22 protein-coding genes and 5 pseudogenes are annotated in these 26,412 nt (G+C 64.1%); 12 read left to right on the forward strand and 15 right to left on the reverse strand.

The features are described from left to right. The first annotated feature begins 83 nt into the window (after positions 1-83). Both BF95_RS06080 and BF95_RS06085 read left to right on the forward strand, forming a co-directional pair. Positions 84-2,216 (forward strand): autotransporter assembly complex protein TamA, encoded by a 2,133-nt coding sequence (locus BF95_RS06080; RefSeq protein ID WP_043150183.1) that lies wholly within the window; start codon positions 84-86, stop codon positions 2,214-2,216. Next, positions 2,216-6,422, forward strand: a pseudogene (locus BF95_RS06085) (translocation/assembly module TamB domain-containing protein). The gene BF95_RS06080 and the pseudogene BF95_RS06085 overlap by 1 nt, the downstream one beginning before the upstream one ends. Positions 6,423-6,429: 7 nt before the next feature. Here the strand turns inward: BF95_RS06085 and BF95_RS06090 are convergent. The 7 genes and pseudogenes from BF95_RS06090 to ygfZ all read right to left on the reverse strand — a co-directional run bounded on the left by BF95_RS06090 (position 6,430) and on the right by ygfZ (position 13,048). Further along, complete coding sequence (locus BF95_RS06090; protein ID WP_043150079.1) at positions 6,430-8,598, reverse strand: prolyl oligopeptidase family serine peptidase; 2,169 nt, start codon at positions 8,596-8,598, stop codon at positions 6,430-6,432. Between the two features lie 122 nt (positions 8,599-8,720). Further along, a complete protein-coding gene (gene rplQ, locus BF95_RS06095) occupies positions 8,721-9,146 on the reverse strand; it encodes a 50S ribosomal protein L17 (RefSeq protein ID WP_037477453.1) in 426 nt (141 codons plus the stop codon). Between the two features lie 174 nt (positions 9,147-9,320). After that, positions 9,321-10,385 (reverse strand): DNA-directed RNA polymerase subunit alpha, encoded by a 1,065-nt coding sequence (locus BF95_RS06100; RefSeq protein ID WP_037477455.1) that lies wholly within the window; start codon positions 10,383-10,385, stop codon positions 9,321-9,323. A 119-nt stretch (positions 10,386-10,504) separates the two neighbouring features. Continuing rightward, positions 10,505-10,893 (reverse strand): annotated as a pseudogene (rpsK, locus tag BF95_RS06105) (30S ribosomal protein S11). 78 nt (positions 10,894-10,971) lie between these two features. Beyond that, positions 10,972-11,340, reverse strand: a complete 369-nt coding sequence (gene rpsM / locus BF95_RS06110) for a 30S ribosomal protein S13 (RefSeq protein ID WP_037477457.1) — start codon at positions 11,338-11,340, stop codon at positions 10,972-10,974. A 206-nt stretch (positions 11,341-11,546) separates the two neighbouring features. Next, a complete protein-coding gene (locus BF95_RS06115) occupies positions 11,547-12,314 on the reverse strand; it encodes a glutaminyl-peptide cyclotransferase (RefSeq protein ID WP_443018337.1) in 768 nt (255 codons plus the stop codon). After that, complete coding sequence (gene ygfZ, locus BF95_RS06120; RefSeq protein ID WP_043150085.1) at positions 12,311-13,048, reverse strand: CAF17-like 4Fe-4S cluster assembly/insertion protein YgfZ; 738 nt, start codon at positions 13,046-13,048, stop codon at positions 12,311-12,313. Before ygfZ ends, BF95_RS06115 begins: the two co-directional genes overlap by 4 nt. Positions 13,049-13,124: 76 nt before the next feature. On the opposite strand from ygfZ, the pseudogene BF95_RS06125 reads away from it, so the two are divergent. Continuing rightward, a pseudogene (locus BF95_RS06125) lies at positions 13,125-14,455 on the forward strand (dihydroorotase). Here BF95_RS06125 and rarD read toward each other — a convergent pair. Then, complete coding sequence (gene rarD / locus BF95_RS06130) at positions 14,452-15,321, reverse strand: EamA family transporter RarD (protein WP_268747148.1); 870 nt, start codon at positions 15,319-15,321, stop codon at positions 14,452-14,454. The pseudogene BF95_RS06125 and the gene rarD overlap by 4 nt on opposite strands. A gap of 29 nt (positions 15,322-15,350) precedes the next feature. Further along, positions 15,351-15,572 (reverse strand): hypothetical protein, encoded by a 222-nt coding sequence (locus BF95_RS06135; RefSeq protein WP_043150086.1) that lies wholly within the window; start codon positions 15,570-15,572, stop codon positions 15,351-15,353. Between the two features lie 159 nt (positions 15,573-15,731). Here BF95_RS06135 and BF95_RS06140 point away from each other — a divergent pair, with 159 nt between their 5' ends. The 8 genes and pseudogenes from BF95_RS06140 to BF95_RS06175 all read left to right on the forward strand — a co-directional run bounded on the left by BF95_RS06140 (position 15,732) and on the right by BF95_RS06175 (position 21,494). After that, on the forward strand, positions 15,732-16,475 hold the full coding sequence (locus BF95_RS06140) for a hypothetical protein (protein WP_043150087.1): 744 nt from the start codon (positions 15,732-15,734) through the stop codon (positions 16,473-16,475). A gap of 89 nt (positions 16,476-16,564) precedes the next feature. Continuing rightward, entirely contained in the window at positions 16,565-16,951 is a 387-nt protein-coding gene (gene crcB, locus BF95_RS06145) for a fluoride efflux transporter CrcB (RefSeq protein ID WP_043150089.1), read from the forward strand. Further along, positions 16,948-18,413: pseudogene (locus BF95_RS06150) on the forward strand (RluA family pseudouridine synthase). Before crcB ends, BF95_RS06150 begins: the two are co-directional and overlap by 4 nt. Then, entirely contained in the window at positions 18,410-19,012 is a 603-nt protein-coding gene (locus BF95_RS06155; RefSeq protein ID WP_043150090.1) for an FMN-binding negative transcriptional regulator, read from the forward strand. Before BF95_RS06150 ends, BF95_RS06155 begins: the two are co-directional and overlap by 4 nt. After that, on the forward strand, positions 19,009-19,668 hold the full coding sequence (locus BF95_RS06160; protein ID WP_043150091.1) for an HAD-IA family hydrolase: 660 nt from the start codon (positions 19,009-19,011) through the stop codon (positions 19,666-19,668). The genes BF95_RS06155 and BF95_RS06160 overlap by 4 nt, the downstream gene beginning before the upstream one ends. Further along, positions 19,665-19,919, forward strand: coding sequence for a hypothetical protein (locus tag BF95_RS06165; RefSeq protein WP_043150094.1), 255 nt, complete (start codon positions 19,665-19,667; stop codon positions 19,917-19,919). The genes BF95_RS06160 and BF95_RS06165 overlap by 4 nt, the downstream gene beginning before the upstream one ends. Continuing rightward, positions 19,916-20,604 (forward strand): annotated as a pseudogene (locus BF95_RS06170) (ATP12 family chaperone protein). The gene BF95_RS06165 and the pseudogene BF95_RS06170 overlap by 4 nt, the downstream one beginning before the upstream one ends. A gap of 152 nt (positions 20,605-20,756) precedes the next feature. Continuing rightward, positions 20,757-21,494 carry a hypothetical protein gene (locus BF95_RS06175; protein WP_443018340.1) on the forward strand — a complete coding sequence of 246 codons (738 nt, stop codon included), beginning with the start codon at positions 20,757-20,759 and terminating at the stop codon, positions 21,492-21,494. Positions 21,495-21,528: 34 nt separating this feature from the next. Here BF95_RS06175 and BF95_RS06180 read toward each other — a convergent pair whose 3' ends face one another. Genes BF95_RS06180 through BF95_RS06190 form a run of 3 tightly spaced genes read right to left on the reverse strand, consistent with a single transcriptional unit; the run spans position 21,529 to position 24,043 of the window. Beyond that, the gene (locus BF95_RS06180) at positions 21,529-22,185 is read right to left on the reverse strand and encodes a murein L,D-transpeptidase catalytic domain family protein (protein ID WP_043150103.1); all 657 of its coding nucleotides are present in this window, start codon (positions 22,183-22,185) and stop codon (positions 21,529-21,531) included. Positions 22,186-22,237: 52 nt separating this feature from the next. Next, entirely contained in the window at positions 22,238-22,549 is a 312-nt protein-coding gene (locus BF95_RS06185; RefSeq protein ID WP_043150109.1) for a hypothetical protein, read from the reverse strand. A 6-nt stretch (positions 22,550-22,555) separates the two neighbouring features. Beyond that, entirely contained in the window at positions 22,556-24,043 is a 1,488-nt protein-coding gene (locus BF95_RS06190) for a L,D-transpeptidase family protein (protein ID WP_043150111.1), read from the reverse strand. 56 nt (positions 24,044-24,099) lie between these two features. On the opposite strand from BF95_RS06190, the gene BF95_RS06195 reads away from it, so the two are divergent. Continuing rightward, positions 24,100-24,996 carry a histone deacetylase family protein gene (locus tag BF95_RS06195; RefSeq protein ID WP_043150113.1) on the forward strand — a complete coding sequence of 299 codons (897 nt, stop codon included), beginning with the start codon at positions 24,100-24,102 and terminating at the stop codon, positions 24,994-24,996. On the opposite strand, the gene BF95_RS06200 is transcribed toward BF95_RS06195, so the two are convergent. The 3 genes from BF95_RS06200 to BF95_RS06210 form a co-directional block, all read right to left on the reverse strand. After that, positions 24,993-25,562, reverse strand: coding sequence for a hypothetical protein (locus BF95_RS06200; protein ID WP_200866887.1), 570 nt, complete (start codon positions 25,560-25,562; stop codon positions 24,993-24,995). The two genes, BF95_RS06195 and BF95_RS06200, sit on opposite strands and share 4 nt — an antisense overlap. A 74-nt stretch (positions 25,563-25,636) precedes the next feature. Next, positions 25,637-25,957: a phosphoribosyl-ATP diphosphatase gene (locus BF95_RS06205; RefSeq protein ID WP_043150190.1), complete on the reverse strand. Its 321-nt coding sequence runs from the start codon at positions 25,955-25,957 to the stop codon at positions 25,637-25,639. Between the two features lie 42 nt (positions 25,958-25,999). After that, the gene (locus tag BF95_RS06210) at positions 26,000-26,272 is read right to left on the reverse strand and encodes a PEP-CTERM sorting domain-containing protein (protein ID WP_043150116.1); all 273 of its coding nucleotides are present in this window, start codon (positions 26,270-26,272) and stop codon (positions 26,000-26,002) included. Positions 26,273-26,412 lie beyond the last annotated feature (140 nt).

The following is a 26,412-nucleotide window of genomic DNA, read 5'->3' on the forward strand; positions in this document are numbered from 1 at the left end:
GGCGGAACCGGCGCAACCCTTTGAGCGTATTGCAAGTTCGTCGGCTAACTATAGGGCTGGCGATGAAGGGGCGTTATATTTCCATGATCAGACGGCAGGCACACCATGTCCGGCGCATGTTGGGCCTCATCCTCGTCACGGCGTCGCCCCTACCCTTGATGGCGCAGACGGCCAATGATCCCGCTCCTGTAACGACACCACCGTCCTTGCCCTATGATGCTGGGGCGGATGATGAGCCGATCCTGCCTGACGATCAGTTTGAGGCGCGCCTGCCCCAGGTGGACAGCGCCGATACGGACGCACCCCTACCCTCTATCGACAGTTGGATCGACCAGCAGATGCCGCAACAGGCCGACGCGCCGACGCAGCTGCCACCTGCCACGGAGCCTGCGCAGGAGGTGGAACTCGCCCAGCCGCTGCCTCCGCTCGACAGCGTTACCGTCCCCGCCAACGCCGCGTCGGACGACGATCCCAATGCGAAGCAACCCGACATCCGCTATGCCACCAGCGTCGAAGGATTTGGCAAGACCGGCCTGGATGACGTGTTCAAGGACGCATCCACCCTGATCGACGGCGACGGCAAGGCGGAAACCGCCGCCATGGTGCAGGCGCGCGCGCAGGAGGATGAGAAGCTCGCCGTGCGACTGCTTTATTCCGAAGGCTATTATGACGCGACGGCGCTCGCCAGCCTTGATCAGACTGGCGATGGCACGCTCAAGGCCGTGATTTCAGTAACGCCGGGCAAGCGCTACAAGATTGGCGATGTCGTCATCACCGCCGGTCCGACCGTGCCGCCAGGGCTGGTCCGTGATAGTCTGCCGCTCAAGACCGGCGATTATATCGTCGCCACGACGGTCGAAAGCGCCGAAGCCAATGTCGCGCTGCGATTGCCCGAGAACGGTTATGCCTTCGCCAAGGTGGGCGAACGCGACATCCTGCTCGACCCGGCGACCATAACGGGCGACTATAGGCTGCCGGTCGATACCGGTCCGCGCGGCACCTTCCGCAATATCACGACCAGCGGCGACAAACAGGCCTTTGGCGCCGATCATATGGAAGTCATCCGCCGCTACAAGCCCGGCCAACTCTACGACAGCCGCGATGTGGATGACCTGCGCAAAGCATTAGTAGCGACGGGCCTCTTTGCCAGTGTCGGCGTCGATCCGGTGCGCACAGGTGAGGCCGGACCCGACGGCACCGAATATGTCGACCTGCATGTCGAGCAGGAGGCGGGGCCAGCGCGCACACTGGCTGGCGAGGCGGGCTATGGCACCGGCCAAGGGCTGCGCGCGGAAGCGACCTGGACCCATCGCAACCTTTTCCCACCCGAAGGCGCGCTGATCGGCAGCGTCGTCGCGGGCACCCAGGAACAGGGCGTGTCGGGCACCTTCCGCCGCTCCAATGCCGGCAAGCGCGACCGCACGTTCCAGGCCGGGGCGCTGCTCAACCATCAGAAATATGATGCCTATGAAGCCTTTACCGCAGGCCTCAACATCACCTGGGCACGCCAGTCGACGCCGATCTTCCAGAAACGCTGGACCTATAGCTATGGCGCGGAAATCCTGCTGTCGAACGAACAGACCACGATTGATGCCGCGACGGGTGAGAATAAGCGACTGACCTATTTCATCGGCGCGTTGCCCGTTCAGGTGGGCTATGATCGGTCCAACGACCTGCTCAACCCCACAAGGGGCTTCCGCGCCAATCTGCGCGTGTCGCCAGAGGCCTCGTTGCAGGGCAATATCTCGCCCTATGTTCGCAGCACCTTCGACTTGAGCGGCTATTTCCCGGTTTCGGATAGCTTGGTCATCGCCGCCCGGACCCGCCTTGGCACCATCAACGGCGTAGCACGCGACGATGTTGCGCCGTCGCGGCGCATTTATGCCGGCGGCGGCGGATCGGTGCGCGGCTTTGGCTATCAGGAATTGGGGCCGAAGGACGTGAATGCCGATCCGATCGGCGGCCGATCCGTCAATGAATTCGCGGTCGAGGGTCGCTATCGCTTCGGCAATTATGGCGTAGTCGCCTTTGTCGATGCGGGACAGGTTTATGAAAGCCAGATCCCCGAATTTTCCGACATGCGCTATGGCGTGGGTCTCGGTGGGCGCTTCTATACCAATTTTGGCCCCTTCCGCGCCGACATTGCCATGCCGATCAACCGGCAACCGGGCGAATCCAAATTCGCCGTCTATATCGGGATTGGGCAGGCTTTCTGATGGCGCAGGACGACACCCTCACCCCCGACCAGATCGACACCGCCCATCACGGTCGTCCCTTGTGGCAGAAGATCGCGATCGGCGTCGTTGGCTTCATCGTCGCGATCGTCGTACTGGCGGGCGTGTTGCTGCTTGGCCTCAATACACAGCCGGGCAAGAAATTCCTGATCCAGCAAATCGCCGCATTCCAGATGGAATCGGGGATGGAGATCGAGGTCGGGCGGATCGAAGGGTCGATCTACAGCGACATGGTCATCCACGACCTGATCCTGCGCGATCCTAAGGGCGTGTTCGCGGTCAGCCCGCGCGTGCATGTGGTGTGGAAGCCGTTTCGCTACGTAAACAACCACATCTCGGTTAGCCTGCTCGAAACGCCGTTGGTCGTGCTGGCCCGCAGTCCGCAGTTCAACCAGACGCCGACCGATCCCAATGCGCCGATCCTGCCGGACCTCGACATCGACGTCGATCGGATGAAGATCGACAAATTCATCCTCGCCAGGCCCGTGATCGGCCAGAAGCGAGAGATCGCCATCGACGGCGTCACGCACATCGCCGATGGCCGCGCGATCCTGTCTGCCGATGCGATCGTCGATAGCGGCGATCGGTTGCAGGCGAAACTGGATGCCGTGCCGTCGCAGAACCGTCTCGCGATGAGCGGCACGCTGACCGCGCCCAAGGGTGGCGTCATCGCCGCCATGTCGGGCCTGACCGATGGCATGACCGCGACCCTGGATGGCAAGGGCACATGGCAGGCCTGGAACGGGCGCATCGTCGCGACCAGCCCCAAGGGCGAACTCGCCAACGTCGCCATCGCAGCGCGCGATGGCAATTTCACCGCCAAAGGCCCGATCCGTCCCGGCCTCGTCATGGCCGGCACCGTCGATCGCCTGACTGCACCGCAACTCAACGTCGATCTCTTCGCGGGGCTAAACGAACGTCGCGTCAACCTGAAAGGGACGTTGCGCTCGGCTGCGCTGTCCGCCGACGCGCAAGGTATCGTCGATCTCGCCACCAGCCGGTTCAGCGGGTTGCGGATCAATGCCGCGCTGCTCACGCCCGGCGCGATCATGGAGAATGTCAAAGGCCGCGACGTGCGCGGCTCGATCATCCTCGACGGGCCGATGGCGACCCCATTCATCGACTACGACATCACCGCAAAGAGCATCGCCTTCGATGCGACCGGCATCGAAAATCTGAAGGCCAGCGGCCGGGTAGTGATCAACACCGACCGGATCCGCATCCCCGTCAGCGCTACCGCAACCCGTGTAACTGGCCTCAATGCCGCAGCGGGCGGCTGATGAACAATCTACGCGTCAAGGGCGACTTCGCCTATGCAGGCGGCAAGCTGATCAGCGACAATCTCAAGATCGACAGCGACCGGATCGACGCGACCGCGATCATCCTCGCCGATCTCGAAAACGCTGTGTATCGCGGGGCGCTCAAGGGCCGCGTGAACGACTATAAGATCGACGGCGTCGGCATCGTCAATCTCAATACCGATGTCGAACTGATCCCCGGCCCCAAAGGCGGCTTTGGCCTGTCCGGCCGCTTCGGCGTCCGCACCGCGCGCTGGGACAATGCTTCGGTCCGCGATTTCCTGGGCGGCAATGCCGTTGCCAGCGGCCGCATCGGCATGACGCCGGAGGGCAAGTTCACGCTCGCAGGCCTCAAGGGCGCGGCCCCCAATTTCACGATTCAATCCGGATCGGGCAGCTACGACACGAATGGCGCGATCGCCTTCGACGCTGCCGCCACCTCGCGCCAATATGGTCCCCTTGCACTCACCGTGCGCGGGACGATGGAACGGCCGCAGGCCGTGTTGCGCGCAGCCCGGCCCAATGTCGGGGTGCAACTGTCCGACGTCGTCGCGAAACTGAATGGCGAAGCGGCAGGCTATCGCCTCGAAGCCACCGGCGGGTCGCCCTATGGGCCTTTCTTCGCCAATGTCCTGATCCGCACCGCGCAAGGTCCGCTGACCATCGATGTGACGCGCGCGCGTTTCGCCGGTGTGGACATGAACGGACGCATCCAGCAGAGCGCCGCCGGTCCCTTTACCGGCCAGTTGGCGATGAACGGCTCCGGCATTACCGGCGCGATCCGGCTCGCCGCCGTTGGCAAGGCGCAGGGCGTGAATGTCAATGCAACCGCCAGCAACGCGAAATTGCCCGGCGACGCGGAAATATTGATCGGCCGCGCGATCGTCACCGCTTCCATGGTGCTGACCGACCAACCGCGCATCATCGCCGATGCCCAGATCGCCAATGCCGCCTATGGCGACTATATCGTCCGCCAGGCACGGGCGAAGCTCGACTATCAGGGTGGGCGCGGCAAAGCCCAGTTGATCGCTGATGGTTCCAGCGGTGTGCCCTTCTCGATCGCCGCCAACGCCGCGCTGCGCCCGGATCTCTACGCCGTGGCGTTGCAGGGCAAGGCCGCCAACATCGCATTCCGCCTTGCCCAGCCCGCCATCATCCGCACCGAACCGGGCGGCTATCGCCTCGAACCGGCGACCCTCGTCCTGCCGCAAGGCAAGGTCGATCTGGCCGGTCGCTTCGGCGACACCACCGCGCTGCAGGCGCGGTTCAAGGATTTCGATCTGGCCATCGCCAATATGGCATCACCGGGCCTTGGCATCGGTGGTCGGATGACCGGCACGCTGGACTATGTACAGCAAGGCAGCGCCTTTCCGACCGCAACGACCCGCCTCGCCATCGCCGATTTCCGCCGTTCCAGCCTGTCGGCCGTATCCGATCCAGTGTCGATGAGCATGGAAGGCAAGCTATCGTCGCAGGCGGTGACCTGCGCGGCTTGATCCGCGAAGGTAACAACACGCTCGGCCGCTTCGTCGCCACCCTCGCCCCGCCCGGCGCGGGCGCCAACTGGATCGAACAGCTTCAGTCGGCTCCGCTCGGCGGCGGCATCCGCTATTCCGGCCCTGCCGACGTCCTCTTCTCCTTTGCTGGTCTAGCCGACCAGCAATTGACCGGCGGACTTGCCGTCGCGGCCGACTTTAGCGGAAGGCTGACGGCCCCTCGCGTCAACGGCGTCGCGCGCGCCAACGCGTTGACCTATGAAAATGAGACGTTCGGCACCCGCGTCACGCAAATGAAGCTGGACGGGCGCTTCACCAACGACCGGCTCGACATTCGCGACTTCTCCGGTCGCGCGGGCGACGGCACGGTGCAGGCGTCGGGCACAGTCGGGCTGGCGGCGGACAGCGGCTTCCCGATGAACATCGCGGTTAGGCTCGACCGCGCCCGCTTGGCCCGCAGCGAAGCAATCACCAGCGTTGTCAGCGGCACTCTGGCCATCACCAACAGCGCCACTAATGGCGGGCTTATCAAGGGCGATCTCAGTCTGCCCGAAACGCGCTATATGGTGGCCTGGCAGGGCGGCACCGAAATCCGCCAGCTTCAGGGGGTCCGTCGCAAGGGCGAAGGCGTTGATGTGCTCGACCAGCGCATGGCTGCGCGCAAAACCGCAGCCCAGCCTGCCGACTGGAAGCTCGACATTCGTGTGCGGGCCGACAATGAAATCTATGTGACCGGCATGGGTCTCGATTCCGAATGGAAGACGAACATGCGCATTACCGGCACCACCGCCAACCCGCGTGTCGTCGGCACGCTGGAAGTGCTGCGCGGCCGCTATAGTTTTTCGGGCAAGCAGTTCGATCTGGAACAAGGCATCATCACCTTCAACGGGCCGATGATGAACCCGACGCTGGCGATCAAGGCGCAAACCCGGATCGATACGATCACGGCCGGATTACAAGTCACCGGCAGCGCGCAGGAACCCGACATCGCCTTCATTTCGACGCCCAGCCTGCCACAGGACGAAATCCTCTCGCGCATCCTGTTCGGCGAAAATGTCGCCAACCTGTCGGCGACACAGGCGATCCAGTTGGCGGCAGCACTCAACGGTCTGCGCGGCGGCGGGGGTGGGCTCAACCCGATGGGCAAGTTGCAGGGTGCGACCGGCATCGACCGGATCGGCATCGTCGGCGGCGATGAGGAAACAGGGCGGGGCACCTCGCTTGCGGTGGGGCAGCGCATCTCGAACAACATCTATGTCGAGATCATCACCGACTCGCGCGGCTTTACCGCAACCCAGTTGGAAATCGCCCTGTCCAGGACGCTCAGCCTCTTGTCCAAGACCGGCACCAATGCCGGATCGTCGGCCAACCTGCGCTATTCGAAGGATTATTGAGGGCGCTTCATTCCGGCTTCCGTCGGATCGTCAGTCCGGTGAAATGCGCCAGAAAGGCATAGCTGTCGGCATATTCGTCGATCAGCTTGTCGATCGGCTTGCCCGCACCATGGCCTGCACGATTGTCCACCCGCAGCAGTCGGGGTCGGTCCCCGACTGCTGCGGCCTGCAGGGCCGCCGCATATTTGAAGCTATGCGCAGGCACGACACGATCGTCAGTGTCGGCCGTGGTCACCAGGATGGCAGGATAGTCCTGGCCACCCAATATATTGTGATAGGGCGAATAGCCGTAGAGCAGCGGGAAATCCTTGGCCCGGCTAGGTGAGCCATAATCATCGACCCAGTATCGCCCGGCAGTAAAACGGTCGAAGCGGAGCATGTCCATCACGCCCACGGCGGGCAAAGCAGCAGCGAACAGATCGGGCCGCTGGTTCACTACCGCACCGACCAGCAGCCCGCCATTGGAGCGCCCTTCGATGGCCAGGCCGTCCTGTGGCGTGTAGCCATTGCTCTTGAGCCATTCGCCCGCCGCGATGAAATCGTCGAACACATTCTGCTTGTTCGCGCCGCGTCCAGCCTCGTGCCACGCCTTACCGAACTCGCCACCGCCGCGCAGATTGGCGACGGCATAGACCCCGCCTTGCTCCAGCCAGGCGAGCCGCGTCGCCGAATAGCCGGGCGTCAGGCTGATGTTGAAGCCGCCATAGCCATAGAGGATCGTCGGCGCGGCGACCGCCCGGTCGGCCAGCGCCTTCTTGCGAATGATGGTGATCGGGATCGGCGTGCCATCCTTGGAAGGGTAGAGCCGTTGTTCGATACCGAAATCATCGGGGTTGAAGGGCAGGTCGGGCTGCGCGAACAAGCTGCTTTCCATGGTCGCGGTGTCGAACCGATAGATGGTGGACGGGGTAACGAAACCCGAAAAGCTGAAAAAGGTCTCCGGGTCGCCATCGCGCCCACCAAATCCGGCCGCCGTCCCCATACCGGGCAGCGGCACATCCGCAACCTTGCGCCCATCCAGTTCGACCAGCTCGGCGATCGTCTCGGCTTCGCTGACATAGGCCAGGATCAGCCGGTTGCCGACGAGCGATCCGCCCGCCAGCATCTCCGCTCGCTCCGCCACAACCTCCCTGGCTCCCCGGCGCGGCCGCGTGGCGTCCAGCGTCACCAGCCGCGACCGCGCCGCGGCTTTGTTGGTGATGAAATAGAGCGTCGCCCCGCGGCTGCCGATCAGACGCCAATCATGGGTCGGTCCATTAATCAACAGGCGTGGCTCGACCGGGCCGCCATCAAGCGCCGCGACATGGACCTCGCGCCGGGGGTCGATCCCTTCGAAACTATTGATGATCAGCCAGCTGCCATCGCTCGTTACTTGCGCCTGATGGCTGAGCTTTGGCCGATCGGGCGTCGCATAGACGAGCTGGTCCTGTGTCTGATCGGTGCCGATCCGATGGTAGAAAAGCTGCTGCCCCTCATTGGCCGAACGAAACGTCTCCCCGTCCGCCGGAGGCGCATAACGGGAATAGAAGAACCCCTCGCCCCGTCCGTCCCAGGCAATTTGCGAGAATTTGACCCATTCGACCCGTTCGTTGAGCGTCCCCCCGCTCGCTACATCCAGCACGCGCAGGGTGCGCCAGTCGCTTCCCGCTTCCTGCATCGCATAGGCGAGGTAGCGGCCATCGGGTGACGGCGCCCATTCGGCCAGCGCGCTTGCTCCATCTTCCGCCCAGTCATTGGGATCGAGCAGCAGGCGTTGCGCGCCGGTCAGCCCGTCGCGTACGTAGAGCGGGGTCTGGTTCTGAAGACCCTTATTATAGCCGTAGAAATAGCGGCCGCCTGCCTTGCGCGGTACGGTGTAGCGGCCATGCGACAACAAGGCCTGCATCCGCGCCTTGAGCGCGTCGCGGCCCGGCAACCCGTCGATGTAGCGCCGCGTCAGGGCATTTTCCTGGGCCACCCAGTCGCGCACCGCCGGATCGCCACGCAGGTCGTTTTCAAGCCAGCGATAGGGGTCGGCGACCTTGATCCCAAAATGATCCTCGACCAGATCGAGCCGTCGCGCGGCGGGGTAGCGCAGACCGTTATCCCGCGCGCCCGCTTCGATGACGGCCGCATTCGGCCCGGCCAGCGCAGGCGTCGCCGCCAGCAGCAGCGGCAGCAGGGTCAGGCGAAACACGCGCGCATCCTCTCACAGTCTTTTTCAACGCCAACAGGCCGCAGCTCCCTTGAGAGCCACGGCCTGTTGATAAAGCAATATGGTCCGACTGTCAGGTCATGCCGACAGTCGAAACAGACGGATCAGGCTGCTTCCAGCTCGTCCTCGTCTTCATTCTGCAGCGGGCCGGAATCCTGACCCTTGGCGCTGACGTCGCGGTCGACCAGCTCGATGATCGCCATCGGCGCAGCGTCCGATGCGCGGAAGCCAGCCTTGATCACGCGGGTGTAGCCGCCGTTGCGATCCTTGTAGCGCTCGGCCAGCGTCTCGAACAGCTTGATCAGCTGCGTGTCGTCCTGAAGCCGCGCATGCGCGAGACGACGGTTGGACAGGCCACCCTTCTTCGCCAGCGTGATCAGCTTTTCAACATAGGGACGCAGAGCCTTCGCCTTGACCGTGCCGGTCATGATCTGCTCATGCTTGATGAGCGAGGCGGCCAGGTTACGCAGCAGTGCGTTACGATGGCCGGTGGCGCGTTGCAGCTTACGCTGACCCATTTTGTGACGCATAATCTCTTCCTTCGTTCGTTAAGGGGCCGTTTGAGGTACCCCAGACCAGGCGGTGATAAGGCCACCGCCGACAACCCTCGCCCCAAAGGGGCAAAGTTCACACCGTCACAGGAGCGAAATTCCCCTGGCCGGTCATCGCCCCTTCCCGCACGAATACGGAAAGGAGCGACAGGATCAGCCCAGCAGCTCCTGTTCGAGCTTCTTGGCCATTTCCTCGATATTTTCCGGCGGCCAGCCGGGGATGTCCATGCCCAGGCGCAGGCCCATGGACGACAGCACTTCCTTGATTTCGTTCAGCGACTTGCGGCCGAAATTGGGGGTGCGCAACATCTCGGCTTCGGTCTTCTGAACCAGATCGCCGATATAGATGATGTTGTCGTTCTTGAGGCAGTTGGCCGAGCGAACCGACAGTTCCAGTTCGTCCACCTTCTTGAGAAGATAGCGGTTGATCTGGTTGGTGTCGCCTTCGCTGTCCGACGTCGATGCAACGGCATGGCCGCCCTGCGACGGGGCTGCGGTCGGCAGCGCGTCTTCGAAGTGGACGAACAGCTGGAGCTGGTCCTGCAGGATACGGGCAGCAAAGGCCACCGCGTCTTCCGGCGTGACGGTGCCGTCGGTTTCGACGGTTAGCGACAGCTTGTCATAGTCCAGTTCCTGGCCGACGCGGGTGTTGTCCACCTTGTAGGCGACCTGACGGACCGGCGAGTAGAGCGCGTCGATCGGGATGAGGCCGATCGGCGCGTCGGCCGGGCGGTTGGCAACGGCGGGGACATAGCCCTTGCCGATGTCAGCCGTCAGTTCCATGTTGAGCGTTGCACCCTGGTCCAGATGGCAGATGACCAGATCGGGGTTCATGACCTCGATATCGCCGACGACGCTGATGTCGCCTGCCTTGACCACGGCCGGGCCGGTGGCGGAAAGCTGCAGACGCTTTGGCCCGTCGCCTTCCATCCGCAGCGCAACCTGCTTGATGTTGAGGACGATATCGGTCACGTCCTCACGCACGCCAGCGAGCGACGAAAATTCGTGCAGGACGTTCTCGATCTTGATCGAGGTGACCGCCGCGCCCTGGAGCGAGGAAAGAAGAACCCGACGTAGCGCGTTGCCAAGCGTCAGGCCGAAACCGCGCTCTAGTGGCTCGGCGACGAAGGTCGCCTTACGCTTGCCGTCGCTGGTTGGCTTGATTTCCAGCGCGTTGGGCTTCTTCAATTCCTGCCAGTTCTTCATGTTGACAGTCATGTAATTCCCCTGGGGATGTGGCCGAAACGCTTATGATCCTGGACCCGACAGGACGCTTGCGGCCGATGCAGATGGGTAACGGGCAGCGCGTCCGCTGCCCGCCATATCGCTCAGCCGTTTTAAACGCGGCGGCGCTTGGACGGACGCACGCCGTTGTGCGGGATCGGCGTCACGTCGCGAATGGAGGTGATGTGGAAGCCGACGGCCTGCAGCGCGCGCAGAGCCGATTCACGACCCGAACCGGGGCCCTTGACTTCGACTTCCAGGGTACGGACGCCATGTTCAGCGGCCTTGCGACCCGCGTCTTCGGCGCACACCTGGGCGGCATAGGGGGTCGACTTGCGGCTGCCCTTAAACCCCATCATGCCGGCCGAGGACCAGGAAATCGCATTACCCTGGCGTCGGTGATGGTCACCATGGTGTTGTTGAAGCTGGCGTTGACGTGCGCGACGCCGGCCGAAATATTCTTGCGCTCACGGCGCTTAATGCGCTGGGGTTCGCGTGCCATTTTGCTCTATCCTACTGAAATCGTTTAAAAGGAGAAGTCGCCGGAGGGTCGGGCCAAAAGGCTTGAGACCCTCAACGATTACTTCTTCTTACCGGCAATCGCCTTTGCCTTACCCTTGCGGGTGCGCGCATTGGTGTGCGTGCGCTGACCACGAACCGGCAGACCCTTACGATGACGCAGGCCGCGATAGCAGGCCAGATCCATCAGGCGCTTGATGTTCATCGCGGTGTTGCGACGCAGATCGCCCTCGACGGTCAGGTCGGCGTCGATCGTTTCACGGATCTGGAGCACTTCGGCGTCCGAAAGATCCTGAATACGACGGCTCTGGTCGATGCCGAGCTTGGTGGCGATATCAACGGCGGTCTTGCGACCAATGCCGTGAATGTAGGTGAGCGCGATGATTACGCGCTTGTTGGTCGGGATGTTAACACCCGCAATACGTGCCATGGTACTTAAATCTCCTGCTCCACGGGGCGATTGGCGTCACCCCATCTCAAAGCGTCAAAGGCCGGTTTTCCTGGCGGAAAAGCGCGATCCATACTACCCTCCGAGACGCAAAAAAGACGGCCAGTGCGCGAAGCACTGCCGGTCACCTGCGTGTCGGGATCGGTCGCCACTAGCGATTCGGCCGCTTCCTGTCAACCGCAGGTTGCCTATTGAGCCGGGCGGGCGACCTTGATTTCGAAGAGTTTGGGCCAATTCTTGCCCGTTACGAACAGCCGATCCTTTTTGCTGTCCCAGGCAATGCCATTGGCCACCGCCTCACTGTCCGTCACGCCAGCCGCCTTGCGCAGCGCGGCGATATCGACCCAGTCGATCACTGCCCCATTGGCGGGGTCGATCCGGGCGATCTTCGTATCATACCAGATATTGGCCCAGATTTCGCCGCGGACATATTCGAGTTCGTTAAGCCGGTCCACCGCCCGGCCGTTCCAGCTGACGGTAATGCGGCGCTGTTCGGTCATCGTGTCAGGATCAAGGAATCGCAATTGTGCGGTGCCATCGCTCATGATCAGACTTTTGCCATCCTGGGCCAGGCCCCAGCCTTCGCCTTCATAACGAAAGTCGGTAATCGGCGCGAAATCATCGAGCCGCCAGACGAAGCCGCGCCGGTGCCGCCAGGTCAGGCTGACGATCCGGTCGTTCCAGTTGACGATGCCCTCGCCGAAATAGGGGCGCTCGATCACGCGGCGGGCCAGCACCTTGCCGGTGCGCAGCGCCACCTTGCGGATCTCCGACTCGCCCGCGAGCCCGGTGCTTTCATAGAGCGCGCCGTCGTGGAAGAAGAGGCCCTGGGTGAAGGCGGTCTCATCATGGGGATAGGTTTTGACCAGCGTCCAGGGCGTGTCGGCCAGGGCTGGCGTGGCGATGAGGGCGAGCAGGACCAGAAGGAGCGTCCGCCCCATCCGTCGGCAGGTCATTCCGCCACCTGCGCTGCGATCGCCTGCGCCAGCCAGTCGGGCAGCAGCGCCGGGTCCATATCCTCCACCCGCCGCAATTCGATCGACAGGCCAAGATCGGGCAAGGCGGCGCGCTGGCGCTTCTCCTCGGCCTGCGCCAGCGGCACCGCGACGAGCCGCCGGTTCACCTTGGCGCGATAATGCATCCGCGCGGTATTTTCCTGCCCGACATAGCAGCCCTTGTCATAATCGACGCCATGCAGTTCCCCGGCATTGGTTTCGAGCCAGAGCGTCTGATCCTGTCCCAGTTCGCCCACCCCTTCGAACACGCCGAGCGCCAGCCGATGCGCGCGAAAGGCAGGGGCAGCGTCCCCCTCCCCCGCTGGCGCGATCCAGCGATGGCCGAGCGCGGACAGGCGCGGGTCGAGCGGCTTGTCCTGGGCGTCGAGCGCCCAATGCACCGCCAGCGCATCGTCCCGCGCGACCACCACCTTGCGGCGCAGGCGATACAGGGTGAGGCGCTTGGCCAGCGCATCGGCTTGCGCCGCCTCGCAATCGATCAGGACATCGTCGCCGTCTCCCCACAGCAGAAAGTCGAACAGCGCCTTGCCCTGCGGCGTCAGCAGCCCGGTCCAGCGCGCCTCCCCCGGCTTGAGCGTCAGCACGTCGCGGGTCAGCAGCCCTTGCAGGAAGGGCTTGGCCTCCTCGCCCGAAATTCTGAGGAGGGCGCGGTCGGTGAGGGTGGTGCCGGTCATCGGCTTTAGGTAGGACAGTCGCGCTGAATAACCAACCCGTTCGGGCCGAACGGGTTTTGACAAGCGGAACCACGCCATGACCCAGACTTTCGACCTGATCCTCAAGAACGGCACCGTCCATACACCCGGCGGCGCGGAGCAGACGGACGTGGGCGTGCGCGCGGGCAAGATCGTGGCGATCGGCACGCGCCTCGGCGATGCTGGCGAGATGATCGACTGTACCGGGCTGGATGTGCTGCCCGGCTGCATCGACAGCCAGGTGCATTTCCGCGAGCCGGGCCTGGAACATAAGGAAGACCTGGAATCAGGCAGCCGCGCCGCTGTGCTGGGCGGCGTGACCGCCGTGTTCGAAATGCCCAACACCAATCCCAACACCGACACGGCGGCGCGGGTCCATGACAAGCTGGTCCGCGCCCGGCATCGCATGTGGTGCGACCATGCCTTCTACGTCGGCGCGACGGCGGACAATGCCGAACAGTTGCGCGAGTTGGAGCGCATCCCCGGTACGGCGGGGGTCAAGATCTTCATGGGCGCCTCGACCGGCAGCCTGCTGGTCGATGACGATGACGCCTTGTCGCGCGTGTTGGCCAGCGGCACCCGTCGCGTCGCCATCCATGCCGAAGACGAAGCGCGGATGAACGCCCGCAAGGACCATCGGGTGGAGGGCGACCCGTCCTCGCACCCCGTCTGGCGCGACGATGAAAGCGCGATGATCGCGACCAAGCGGATCATCGCGCTCGCCCGCGCCGCGCGCCGCCGCATCCACATCCTGCACATCACGACGCCGGCCGAGCTGGAATATATCGGCCAGAATAAGGATATCGCCACCTGCGAGGTGACGCCGCAGCATCTGACGCTGGCCGCCGAAGATGCCTATCCGCGCCTTGGCAGCTATGCCCAGATGAACCCGCCGATCCGCAGCGCCGCGCATCGCGACGGGCTGTGGCATTGGCTGGGTCAGGGCGTACCCGACGTGCTGGGCAGCGACCATGCGCCGCACACGATCGAGGAAAAGGCCAAGACCTATCCCGCCAGCCCCAGCGGGATGCCCGGCGTGCAGACGCTTGTGCCGCTGCTGCTCAACCATGTGGCGGAGGGGCGGCTGACGTTGCGCCGCTTCATCGAACTCACCTCTTCGGGGCCGCAGCGGGTGTTCGGACTGGTCGGCAAGGGCCGGATCGCGCTTGGCTATGACGCGACTTTACCGTGGTGGACCTCAAGAAGCGCTGGACCGTGGGCAAGGACTGGCTTGCCTCGCGCTGCGACTGGTCGCCGTTCGAGGGGATGGCGCTTACCGGCAAGGCGGTCGGCACCATCATTCGCGGCCATCGCGTGATGTGGGAAGATGCGCTGGCCAACGCCGCCGTGGGTGAACCGGTGCGGTTCGAAGCGACGGAGTTTTCCTAAGCCGTCGCGACCCGGTTGCGGCGGGCAGCCTTTACGCTGTCCGTCGCGAACAGGATGAGGCCGACCCAGATCAGGCCGAAACTCAGCATCTGTCCCCGGCTGAGCGTCTCGCCGAACAACACGACGCCGCAGAAAAATTGCAACGTGGGCGCGAGATATTGCATCACGCCCAACGTCGCCATGGGCAGGCTGCGTGCAGCCGTGGCGAACAGCACCAACGGCACGGTCGTCACCACACCCGCTATGATCAGCAGCGCCGAAGTGGACATGTCCTGCCCGAAGCCGATGCCGCCATGGCCTGCTTCCCAGACCAGATAGGCGACCGCCAGCGGTGCGAGCAGCAGTGTTTCAACCCCCAGACCCGTCATGGGTGCCACCGGCGTCATCTTGCGGATCAGGCCATAGAAAGCGAAACTGAAGGCCAGCGTCAGGCTGATCCACAGCGTCGTCAGCGCCGAAGCCGCGAGGATGGCGACGCCCACGGCGGCACAGCCGATCGCCAGCATCTGCCCACGGCGCAACCGTTCCTTGAGCACCAGTACGCCAAGCGCGACGTTGACCAACGGGTTGAGGAAATAGCCAAGACTTGCCGCCACAATGTGGCCGTCATTGACGGCCCACACATAAGCCAGCCAATTGATAACGATCAACATCGCTGACAAGGCCAGCGCCAAAATCATGCGGCTGTTTTTCAGCACATCGATCAGCGGGCGAATGCCACTACGCAACACCAGTAGGATCAAAACCAGCAGCAATGACCATAATATACGCTGCGCGACGATTTCCCTCGGATCGACATGATGCAACAACCGGAAGAAAATAGGGAGCAGGCCCCAAAGCCCATAAGCGCCCAGCGCCGCGAGCAATCCCCGGCGTGTACTGGCGTCCGCGTCGCTCAGATAAGCCCCCCGCCCATGAACAGCCGCAACGCACCGAAGGCAGCGACGATCAGGCAGAAGTTACGCCCGCCATTTTTCGACGAGAACATGCCGATAAATGCGCCGAACAGCGCCATCGGCACGAAAATCCAGTTAAGCGCGCCCAGAAAGGGAAACACCGCAGGGATCATCATGATAAGGGTGACAAGGCCGATAAAGCCGGACAATATGTTGAGCATGATGGTCAGATGATCCTTTCGTCGCGCGCGAACAAGTCGATCGACAAGGCCAATGCGCAGAAACTGGCCCTGCGATAGAGGAATTTTTCAGAATTCACCAAATGTCCTAACGAAAAATTAACCTCCGTTCTTCATGGCTTGTTTACGAAGGAGTGAAGAATGGTGGTTTTCCGGTCGGTTTCCCTGCTCACGCTTATGGTTGGCCTGGCTGCCTGCGACAAGGGCGACAACACCACCAATCTCGCCGCACTCGACGCGCAGCTCACCGACAATGTGGCCGACCCGGCGCTCAAGGGCGCGCTTGGCGACCCGATCTTGGTCGATCCGCAACTGGTAGGCCAATCCAATCGCAACGCCGTGCGGCCCGCCGACCAGCCCGCCAATGGCGCGTTGCCGGTCCTGTCGGGTGATGCTGGCGCGGCCCAGGCGCAGGCGGCCAAGCAGGCGGGCGGCAAACTGCTCTCGGCCCCCGCCCCGACCGATGGCGAAGCCATGGCGTCCAGGGTCACACTCGGCGCAGTCGCGCGCGAACAGGCAACGCGGCGCGGCGGCAATGCCAATTGCGCCAAGAAGCTCGCTTATGGCATGGAATGGGCGCAGCGCCTGCCCGACCCGTTCACTCTTTATCCCGGCGCGCAGTTGACCGAAGCGGCGGGCGCCGAGACCGACGGCTGCACGTTACGCGCGGCCAGCTTCGTCACCCCGGCCCCGCGCCAGGGGGTGATGGACTATTATTACACCGTGGCCCGCCGCGCAGGCTATGACGGCGAGCATAAGATATTGGGCGGCGACCATGTGCTCGGCGGCACGCGCAAGGCCGATGGCAGCGCCTATTTCATCCTCTTTACCGATGCGCCCGGCGGCAAGACGGGCGTGGACATCATCGCCGACAACGGAAAGTAACAGACATCCGCTTCCTGCGCTTGAGGCGCAGGAAGACTGTTTCACCATCGACCTTTCCCCTTTGGCGGAATCGCTATAGGGCGATAGTCATGACCAATATCTTTCTTGTAATGGGTGGCGGCGCGGTTGGCGCGGCGCTGCGCTACCAGCTTGGGCGCTTCGTCGGGCATTTGACGCCTGGCGCGACATGGCCCTGGGGCACGTTCGCCGCCAATCTGATCGGCGGCTTTGCCATGGGACTGCTGGCCGGATGGCTGGCGCGCGGCAGCGCGGTGGCGGGCGAACCGATCCGGCTGCTGCTCGGCGTCGGCCTGCTCGGCGGCTTCACCACCTTCTCCGCCTTCAGCCTGGAAACGCTGCTGATGTTCGAGCGCGGCCAGATGATCGTCGCCTTGGGCTATGCACTGGCGTCAGTGATCGGCGCGGTCGTGGCGCTTGCGCTCGGCCTCACCGTGATGCGGAGTGTCGTGGCATGAAGGGCCGTCCCCCACCCAAGAGCGATGCCCCGCGCGGTCGCAAGCCTGCAGCGCCCGGCAAGTCTGCTGGCAGCAAAACGGCTGGCGGCAAACCATCAGGCAGCAAACCTGCATTCGGCAAGGCTGCCGACGGCAAAAGCGGCAGCTCCCGATCCTTCACTAAGCCATCCGGCGCGCCCGGTCGCGCCCGCGGCGGGGCCAAGGCCGCAACCGCGCGCAAGGGCGAAGGCGGCAAGCCCGCGTTCAAGGCCCCATTCAAATCGGGCGCAAAGCCAGCAAGCAAAGCTGCCGCCAAGCCTGCGGTCGCAAAGGCCGCCATTGTGGCTTCCGCACCCGCCAAGCCAAGCGCCATCAAGGGCGTCTCGCTCGACGTGCGGCAATATCGGGTCCAGCCCGACGATGACGGCATCCGCCTGGATCGCTGGTTCCAGCGGCATTTGCCCGATGTCGGCTTCAACATCGTGTCGCGCTGGTCGCGCACCGGCCAGTTGCGCATCGACGGCGCGCGCGCCGCGCCGGGCGACCGCGTTGCCGAAGGGCAGATGATCCGCGTACCGCCCGCCGAAGCCAAGGCCCCTGCCGCCGAACGGCCCAAGCGCGAGCGCGTCATCGACCTGACCGAGGACGAGATCGCTTTCGTACAGGAGATGGTGATCCATCGCGACGCGCAGGCCATCGTCATCAACAAGCCGCCGGGCCTTTCGACGCAGGGCGGCACAAGGACCGACGAGCATGTCGACAAGCTGCTCGACGGCCTGATGTTCGATTCCGAATCGCGTCCCAAGCTGGTCCACCGGCTGGACAAGGACACGTCGGGCGCGCTGCTGATCGCCCGCACCAGCCGCGCCGCCGCGCATTTCGCCAAGGCCTTTTCGAGCCGCACCGCGCGCAAAGTCTATTGGGCGCTGGTGATCGGCGTACCGTCCATCTCCGACGGGATGATCGAACTGCCGCTCGCCAAGCAGCCGGGCACCGGCGGCGAGAAGATGCATGTCGATGAGGAAGAAGGTCTTCCCGCCCGCACCCGCTATCGCATCATCGAGCGCGCCGGCAACCGCGCCTGTTGGGTCGAGCTGCAACCCTATACCGGCCGCACGCACCAGTTGCGCGTGCATCTGGCGGCGATCGGCCATCCGATCGTGGGCGACGGCAAATATGGCGGCAAGGATAGTTTCCTGACCGGCTCGATCAGCCGCAAGATGCATCTCCACGCCCGCCGCATCCGCGTCGATCATCCCGATGGCGGCCGGGTCGATGTGATGGCCGAGCCGCGACGCATTTCGCCGCCAGCCTCGCGGACATGGGTTTCGATCTCAGCCTTGGCGACATGCTGCTCGACGATGAGATCGACCGGACCCCGACCCGCGAGGATGAAAAGAAGTTCGCGCGCCAGCATGCCAAGCAGGTCCGCAAGGACCGCAAGGGCGAACGCCGGTCGCGCGGAGGTTCCCGCGACGAATGACGCCGGGCGCGCCCTATCGCTGGACCGATGAGGCCGCGATCCGTGATTTCGTGGCGCAGACGGGCTTTGGCCTGCTCTGCGTCGCCGCGCCCGACCGGATGCATGTCGTCCATTTGCCGCTCATCTGGCTGGACGAGCGGCGGATCGGCCTGCACCTCCATCGCGCCAACCCGATCGTGCCGCATCTCGACGGGCAGGACGCGCTGATCGTCGTCACCGGCGATCAGGCCTATATCAGCCCCGACTGGTATGGCCTGCCCGACAAGGTGCCGACCTGGAACTATGTCGCGGCCGAATTGCGCGGGCCGATGGTGCGGTTGGACAAGGCCGAAACCATCGCGCAGATCGACGCGCTGAGCCACGAGCAGGAGCGGCGGCTCGCACCCAAGCCATTATGGACGCGCGACAAGATGAGCGATGGCCTGTTCGACAAGATAATGACCGGGCTGGTCGGTTTTGCGATGCAGGTGGAGGCGATCCACGGCACCGCCAAGCTGGGACAGGACAAGCCCGAAGCGGCGCGCATTGGGGTTGCCGACGCGCTCGACGCGGTGGGCGGCGGCGCGTTGGCGGCGCGCATGCGGGGGACATTGGCATGAGCAACCCGCTTGTCGTCTTCGACTGCGACGGAACGCTGGTCGATAGCCAGCATAGTATCTGTACCGCCATGACCCGCGCGTTCGAGGAAGCCAAGCTCGCGCCGCCCGACCGGCCCGCCATTCTCTCGGTCGTCGGCCTGTCTCTGCCGCTCGCCATCGCGCGGCTGTTGCCGGACGCGGAGGCGGATTTTCACGATCATCTGTCCGACCGCTACAAACTGGCGTTTCAGGCGATGCGGCGGGAGGAGGGCGTGTGCGAACCACTCTATCCCGGCATTGCCGATCTGGTGGTGGAACTGGACGCAGCCGGCTGGCTGCTGGGTGTCGCGACCGGCAAGTCCGATCGCGGGCTGGCGCTCTGCCTCACCCATCACGGCCTGATCGACCGTTTCGTGACGCTCCAAACCGCCGACCGTCACCCGTCCAAGCCGCACCCGTCTATGCTGCTGACCGCCATGGCCGATGCCGGGGCCACACCGGACAGCACGGTCATGATCGGCGACACCAGTTTCGACATCGACATGGGGGTCGCCGCGGGCGTGCGCAGCATCGGCGTCGCCTGGGGCTATCACTCGCCAGCAGAACTGCTCGCATCGGGCGCGCAAGCCGTGGCGATGGACAGCGCGGCTTTGCGCGGCCATATCGGCGCGCCATGACCGATATGCCCCCGATCCCGCCCGTCGATCGCGAAAAGATCGCGCGTCAGCGCCATTTCGCCATCGGCCTGTTCCGCCTGTCCGGCGCGTTCGTCGTGATGATCGGCTTCCTCGCCATCATGCAGCGCTTTTCCTGGGTGCAGGGTGACAAGGCCAAGGCGTTCGGCGCGATCATGGTCGTGGTCGGCCTGTTCCAGTTCCTCGTGGTGCCGCGCCTGATGCTGGCCCTGTTCAAGCGGACGGGGTCATGAAACGCTTCTACAAGGATGTGACGATCGTGGCCGAGGGCGATGGCCATGCCATTCGCCTCGATGATCGTCCGGTCCGCACCCCCGCCCGCGCGCCGCTGTCGCTACCAACACTGGCGCTGGCGCAGGCGGTTGCGGAGGAATGGCGCGCGCAGGGGGAGACGGTCGATCCGGCTTCCATGCCATTTACGGGCCTCGCCAATGCGGCGATCGATCATATTGTGCCCAACCGGGCGCAATTTGCCGCCGGGATCGCGCGCTATGGCGAGAGCGACCTGCTTTGCTATCGCGCGCATGCCCCTGATACGCTGGTCGCGCGGCAGGCGGAGGCCTGGGATCCGCTGCTGGACTGGGCGCGCGCGCGCTATGACGTGGCGTTCGTGGTGACGCAGGGCATCCTGCCGGTCGCCCAGCCCGAAGCGACGCTCGCCCGGTTGCAGGCGGCGGTTGCGGGGCATGATCCGTTCCGCCTGGCGGGCCTGTCCACGCTGGTGACGCTTAGCGGATCGCTGGTATGTGGCCTGGCGGTGCTCGAAAATAGCCATAGTGCTGAAGCAATATGGCAGGCAGCCGAGATCGACGAGGCTGGCAGGTCGAACAATGGGGCGAAGATGCGCAAGCGGCAGCCCGCAGCGCACGGCGCAAAAGCGAATTTTCCATGGCCGGAGCCTTTTGTGCGATGAGCTGAGTTTGGCGGGGTGGGAACTCCTGCGTTCCTTCGTTCATTAAAGATGTTGCGGGGCAGCAATGTTGCCCACTCGATATTTACAGACGACGAATAAGGAGACCCTGACGTTGCCAAAGTCCGCATTGATTGCTTTTTTGACCCTTTCGACGGCGATGACCGCCCCTGCATTCGCGCAGGAAGCGCCCGCCGCTCCCGCAGCTTCGACGCCTGCCGCCACGACGCCGACTGATCCGGCTGCGCCCGCAGAGGCCGCGCCTGCAGCGACCGCGATGACGCCGGAACAGATCGTCGCCTTCAACACGGCCGTTACCGATTTCACCGCAGGGCAAAGCGCGCAGCAGAGCGGCGATAACGCCACGGCCGTCACCAAATATGAAGCGGCCATCCCTGCCATCAAAACGGCGGTCGAATCCGACCCGTCCAAGACGGACAATGTGAATTTCCTCGCCAACGCGCTGTATGCCAACGCCGCCGCCTATGGTGCCATGGGTCAGTTGGACAAGACGATTGCGCTATATGGCGAATCGCTGCCCTATTGGCGCAAGCTAGTGGAAGCCAAGCCGACCGACGCAGCCAGCCGCAACATCCTGGCCGGTATCCTGATCCAAATGGGCAACCAGAAACTGGGTGCGCAGGACAAGGCTGGATCGGCACCGCTGTATAGCGAAGCGCTGACGCTGGCCCGCAAGTCGGTCGCCGAAAATGCCACGGACAATATCAACAAGAATATCCTGCTGTCCGCGCTGATCGGTGCCAGCCAGTCGACCAGCGACACGGCGCTTCAGACTGAAGCGGTGGAAATGTCCAAGAAGATGCTGGCTGACGGCAGCGTCGATGCCACCAACAAGCCTTCGGCGCAGGCGCTGACCGGCGCGCCCCAGGCTGGCTAAACGGTTAAAGGGTTGAGGGGCGCGCTAACGCCCCTCAACCGGTGCCGATCTTGTCCGCATAGAGCAGGCGGCCCGTGCCGAGCAGCGCCAGCAAGTGCGGCAACATATGCGGCGCGACGGCAAAGCAGCCCTCGCTTCGGCCGCATTTGCCCCAAGTGGCGATATGATCCTCACCGACATAATCCGCGCCGTGCAGAACGATGGCGCGCGGTTCCGCATTGTTATTTTGCGGGTCCAACCCGGCCAATCGCATCGCTTGCCCATGCTGGCCGAAATACATCTCGCCCGTCCGAAACGCGCCCGCGCTGCTGGCGAGCGAATTGGGCTCGTTGGAGAAACTCTGAAGCCAGCCGGAATGGGCCGGGTCCGACCCCCGCCCGTGGGCGACAAGATAGCTGCGCGCCTGTCCGCCAATCAGATCAACGACATGGAAGCGCAAATCCTTCGAGGGCGCATCGAAATCGGCAATGGCCACCCGGTCGCGTAGCGTCACGGCTCCGGCATGGCGGTCGAGCGCGGCCTTGGCCCGCTCCAGCAGTCCCGCATAAGGCGGCAGCGGCGCGGCGCGAGGCATGGCGGGCACCGGCGCGGGTGGAGGCGCAACCGGCAGCGCGGCCTTGCCCATCGTGTCGGGCAGAAATGTAAGGGCGAATCCGCTTATGGCGAACTTCGTGAAATTGCGGCGATCCATCCGCCGCCTATAGCAAATGCATTGCCCCGGTCCAAGGCCGGGGCAATGCGCTTCATTCCCCCGTACCGCTCGCCTCGTCCGCTGGCTGCCCCTCGTCGCGCATGTCAGGCAGGCGCGCGGTCATGCCGGTGGCATCGGCATCGTCCAGGATCTGCTGCTGTTCCGATACGGATGGCGGCGCGGCAGGCGCGGGCGCGACGGCGTTGTTAGATGGCATCGGCAGCGCAACGCCCGGCTCTTCGATAATCACATTTTCGACCGGCGGTTCGACCAGATTGTTCACGACCGGCGCTTCCTGTTCCTGCTTGCCACAGGCAGACAGAGCGAGTGCGCCGATGAGCGCGGCAAAAGCGATTTTACGCATGGGGGATCAATCCTTCAAAGCTATAGTAGCGGCGGGGGCGGCTGTGGGATCGACGCGCCGGCTCGACGCCTCGATCTTGCTCGCGAGCAGCTTGTCCCAGCCATAGGGGTCGGCACGGAAGCTCATCGTCCCGTTATTGCTGGCAAAGGCGGTCCAATAGAGCAGATAGACCGCGACATTTTGCGGCAAGGATACGCGCTGAGTCTTGCCTTCGTCGATCAGGCTCTGAATCTGGCCGTTGAGTTCAGGGTCGCTCGCCACCATCAATTCGGCCAGCGACACCGGCTTTTCGAGGCGGATGCAACCATGGCTTGCCAGTCGGTCATAGCTCGAAAATTTACCGCGCGACGGCGTGTCATGCAGATAGACCGCGAATGGATTGGCGAAATCGAACTTCAACCGGCCAAGCGCGCTGTTGGGTCCGGCGGGCTGGACGATCCGCTCGCCGCCTTCGGGGGTCTTGACGATCTTATAGCCCTGCTTGATCAGCGTGGCCCGTCCCTTGGGAAACAGCTCGCGCTTGGCGATCGACATCGGCACGTTCCAGGGCGGATTGACCACGATCGAATGAATGTTCGACATCAGCATTGGCGTCGCATTGTCGGGGCTGCCCGTAACGGCGCGCATCGAGCTGATCGGCTGATCGCCCTCGAACATGGTCAGCACCGCCGCCGCGATATTCACCTGCACCCGATTGACCGGCAGGTTGCGCGGCATCCAGCGCCACCGTTCCATATTCGCCATGATCGCAGCGATCCGCTCGTCCACGCTCACATTGAGCGCCGCCAGCGTCCGCGTGTCGAGCAGACCGGTGGGATTGAGGCCATAGCGGCGCTGCGCGCGTTGCAATACGTCGATCAGCCGCTCGCCGGGCGTTACCGCACTATCCTCGATCGCGATGCGCGCGCGCACCACATCGGGCGCGGACTGCGCGGTCAGCGTCGGCCAGCCGCCCTCATCGCGTATCGTCTCGTACCGGACCAGGCCCTGGCGCAAGCCTTCATAGCCTGCATAGGGCGGCGTGAGGCTGGTCGCCCATTGCGCCAGTCGGTCCTCGGCCACCGCGCGCGCGAGCGAGGGGCGCGGATCGAACGGCGCGGGGCGCAATGCCCAGACTTCCAGGAAATCAGCGGTATCGACGCGCCCGGTGGACAGCGCCTTGGCGCGATCCAGCACCGCGCGCACCAGCGCCTCGCCCGCCAACGGCCCGCTGGCCTTCTGCCGCGCCATCAATCCCTGCGCTGCGCCCTGCTTCAACCAGTCATTGGCCCAGGCCTCCTGCGCCGCCGACAAGGGCGGGATCGGTGCGGGCAAGGGCGCGGCCGGAATCGCCTGCACCATGCCGGGAGCCGGTGATGTTGGGGTGGATTGGGCTGGCGGCGACAGAGTGGGTGCCACGACAGGCGGTGCCGCCGCGCCTTGCGCGGCCAGGGAAAGGGCACTGACGCCAAGCAGCGCCAGCAAAGGAATACGGATCGGGTGGGAGCGGTTCATACTGGACCAGATAGCGCAAAGCCACCATCGTTCAAACGACCATAGCGGAAAAGATCATGCTGCACGTTGTTCACCATTCCGCCTATGTCTCTCCCGCCACACCCGGCAGCCAGTTCCGCTTCGACAAATATGGCCTCGTCATGGATGCGCTGCGCGAATCCGGCGCGCCCTTCACCCTGCATCAGCCCGATCCGATGCCACGCGCGTGGATAGAGGCGGTGCATGATCCCGCCTATGTCGATCAGGTCGTCAACCTGTCCGTCCCGCCCGACAAGGAACGGCGGATCGGTTTTGCCGTCACCGAACGGGTGATGCGTCGATCGCTGCTCTCGCCCGGCGGCACCTGGGCTGCGGCGCGCCTGGCGCTGGCGCATGGCTATGGCGCGAATGCGGCAGGCGGCAGCCATCATGCGCTGGCGCATAGCGGTGCGGGCTATTGCGTGTTCAACGACCTCGCCATCGCCGCCAACCGGCTGATCGCGGAGGGCGACGTCGCCCGCATCCTGATCCTCGACCTCGACGTGCATCAGGGCGATGGCACCGCGTCGTTGATGGCCGGGCGTGGCGACATCTTCACCCTGTCGATCCATGCGGACAAGAATTTTCCAGCCCGAAAGGCGCGCTCGACGCTCGACATCGCTCTACCGGACGGCGTGGAGGACGCCGCCTATGCGGCGATCCTCGCCGACACCCTGCCCCGCGTCCTTGACGATTTCGCGCCGGACCTCATCCTATATCAGGCGGGGGTCGATCCCCATGCCGACGACCGGCTGGGGCGACTGGCGCTGACGGATGCGGGCCTCGATGCCCGCGACCGTTTTGTCATGCGCCAGGCCCGAGCGCGCGGCATACCGCTCGCCAGCACCATGGGCGGCGGCTATGGCGAGGACCGCATGCAAATCGCCCGCCGCCATGCCGCCTGCATGATCCGCCTGGCGCAGGAAGCCGCTTAGTGGATGGGGTCGGTTCTCACCACGGCCGCCTTCGTCTCCATCAGCTTGGCCGCAATTACGCCAGCCAGCGCGACGCCGATAAAATCGCTGAACGACAGATAAAGAATATAGCCCCAGGGCGCATGGTTGAACACGGCCTGCCCAATATGCATCCACAGCACGGCCGCCAGCGGGAACAGGATGGCCACGCGCATCCGATCGCCAAAGTTCGTCGCGATGAAGCGCAACGACATGGCAATGATGACGCCGACGATCAGCGCCAGGATCAGCCCACCGATCAGCGCGCCGCTGTCCATCACCGGAAAGCCGCCCTCATTATAGAAAATCTGCGCGACCGGCCCCTTGCCGTACAGCACGGTGCCCTGCGCCGAGGAGGGATCGGGAATTGTATAGACGCCGGTGCCGGTAGGCGTCAGCGCCTGCGCCATCGCCGCCTGCAGATTGGCGCTTGCCTGTTCGTCGGTGCGGCTGAGCGCGAGCGCGCTCAAGGGCGTGCCCCAGAAGATGAAGCCGGTAATGAACAAGGCGAACCCGCCGACCAGGCCGCCGATAACAGTACGCACCATGATAATCTCCCCCGTAAGGATAATAAGCTGACGCCCCAACGCCTGGCGCGCAACATCTATCCGGTGGAAAAGAGTCAGTCTGTCGGTCGCGCGGCCTTTTCGACGATGCCCGACACGCCTTCGCGCCGGTCGAGTTCGTCCATCACCTCGTCCAGACTAATGTCGAGGTCGGCCAGCAGCACGGCAAGATGGAATAACAGGTCGGCGCTTTCGCCGATCACGCCGCCCCGGTCGCCCTCCATCGCGGCGATCACCGTCTCGACCGCCTCTTCGCCTACCTTCTGCGCGATCTTGCTACGGCCACGGGCCGTCAGCTTGGCGACATAGGAGGTGGAAGGGTCCGCCGTCCGCCGCTGGCGGATGGTTTGTTCAAGGGTCTGAAGGGTCGCGCGCATGAGGCGCATCAAGCGCCGCGCGCGCGACCCGTCAATCGAAATTTACTTGCGCTTGCGACGCGCCACCACGACGCGGCCGACGAGCACTGCCGCACCCATGGCGAACAACGCCATCTGCTCGGGCTCAGGCACCGGAGTCGGCGTGCCGCCCGATGAACCGCCACTGCTGCTGCCGCCGGTCGAAGAGCTGCCGCCGCTGCTACCGCCGCCGCACTTGCCAAACCAGCACCACCAGGTCGCCTGCGCCGGCGCAGGCACGGCAACGCCCATCAAAGCGGCGGCCCCGGCCACCAGAAACATCTTGTTGAGGTTCATGTCTTTCACCCTGTTTGCGTTTAGCCAATAACGGTCGAACGCGACCTGCAACTGGTTAAAGCAGACTTCGTGCCGATTGGCCCAAAGCACGGATTTCCGGGGAAAAACAAGGTTAACGCGCTAAGCGCGATTATGGTTAT

The organism is Sphingobium sp. Ant17 (assembly GCF_000588875.1).
Classification (GTDB): domain Bacteria; phylum Pseudomonadota; class Alphaproteobacteria; order Sphingomonadales; family Sphingomonadaceae; genus Sphingobium.

Excerpts from the sequence above, each read along its gene's own strand:
- BF95_RS06080 (WP_043150183.1), top strand. The coding sequence starts at position 84 with ATGATCAGACGGCAGGCACACCATGTCCGGCGCATGTTGGGCCTCATC.
- rplQ (WP_037477453.1), bottom strand. The coding sequence starts at position 9,146 with ATGCGTCACAAAATGGGTCAGCGTAAGCTGCAACGCGCCACCGGCCAT.
- BF95_RS06100 (WP_037477455.1), bottom strand. The coding sequence starts at position 10,385 with ATGACTGTCAACATGAAGAACTGGCAGGAATTGAAGAAGCCCAACGCG.
- rpsM (WP_037477457.1), bottom strand. The coding sequence starts at position 11,340 with ATGGCACGTATTGCGGGTGTTAACATCCCGACCAACAAGCGCGTAATC.
- BF95_RS06115 (WP_443018337.1), bottom strand. The coding sequence starts at position 12,314 with ATGACCTGCCGACGGATGGGGCGGACGCTCCTTCTGGTCCTGCTCGCC.
- ygfZ (WP_043150085.1), bottom strand. The coding sequence starts at position 13,048 with ATGACCGGCACCACCCTCACCGACCGCGCCCTCCTCAGAATTTCGGGC.
- BF95_RS06135 (WP_043150086.1), bottom strand. The coding sequence starts at position 15,572 with ATGCTCAACATATTGTCCGGCTTTATCGGCCTTGTCACCCTTATCATG.
- BF95_RS06140 (WP_043150087.1), top strand. The coding sequence starts at position 15,732 with ATGGTGGTTTTCCGGTCGGTTTCCCTGCTCACGCTTATGGTTGGCCTG.
- crcB (WP_043150089.1), top strand. The coding sequence starts at position 16,565 with ATGACCAATATCTTTCTTGTAATGGGTGGCGGCGCGGTTGGCGCGGCG.
- BF95_RS06155 (WP_043150090.1), top strand. The coding sequence starts at position 18,410 with ATGACGCCGGGCGCGCCCTATCGCTGGACCGATGAGGCCGCGATCCGT.
- BF95_RS06160 (WP_043150091.1), top strand. The coding sequence starts at position 19,009 with ATGAGCAACCCGCTTGTCGTCTTCGACTGCGACGGAACGCTGGTCGAT.
- BF95_RS06165 (WP_043150094.1), top strand. The coding sequence starts at position 19,665 with ATGACCGATATGCCCCCGATCCCGCCCGTCGATCGCGAAAAGATCGCG.
- BF95_RS06175 (WP_443018340.1), top strand. The coding sequence starts at position 20,757 with ATGACCGCCCCTGCATTCGCGCAGGAAGCGCCCGCCGCTCCCGCAGCT.
- BF95_RS06180 (WP_043150103.1), bottom strand. The coding sequence starts at position 22,185 with ATGGATCGCCGCAATTTCACGAAGTTCGCCATAAGCGGATTCGCCCTT.
- BF95_RS06185 (WP_043150109.1), bottom strand. The coding sequence starts at position 22,549 with ATGCGTAAAATCGCTTTTGCCGCGCTCATCGGCGCACTCGCTCTGTCT.
- BF95_RS06190 (WP_043150111.1), bottom strand. The coding sequence starts at position 24,043 with ATGAACCGCTCCCACCCGATCCGTATTCCTTTGCTGGCGCTGCTTGGC.
- BF95_RS06195 (WP_043150113.1), top strand. The coding sequence starts at position 24,100 with ATGCTGCACGTTGTTCACCATTCCGCCTATGTCTCTCCCGCCACACCC.
- BF95_RS06200 (WP_200866887.1), bottom strand. The coding sequence starts at position 25,562 with ATGGTGCGTACTGTTATCGGCGGCCTGGTCGGCGGGTTCGCCTTGTTC.
- BF95_RS06205 (WP_043150190.1), bottom strand. The coding sequence starts at position 25,957 with ATGCGCGCGACCCTTCAGACCCTTGAACAAACCATCCGCCAGCGGCGG.
- BF95_RS06210 (WP_043150116.1), bottom strand. The coding sequence starts at position 26,272 with ATGAACCTCAACAAGATGTTTCTGGTGGCCGGGGCCGCCGCTTTGATG.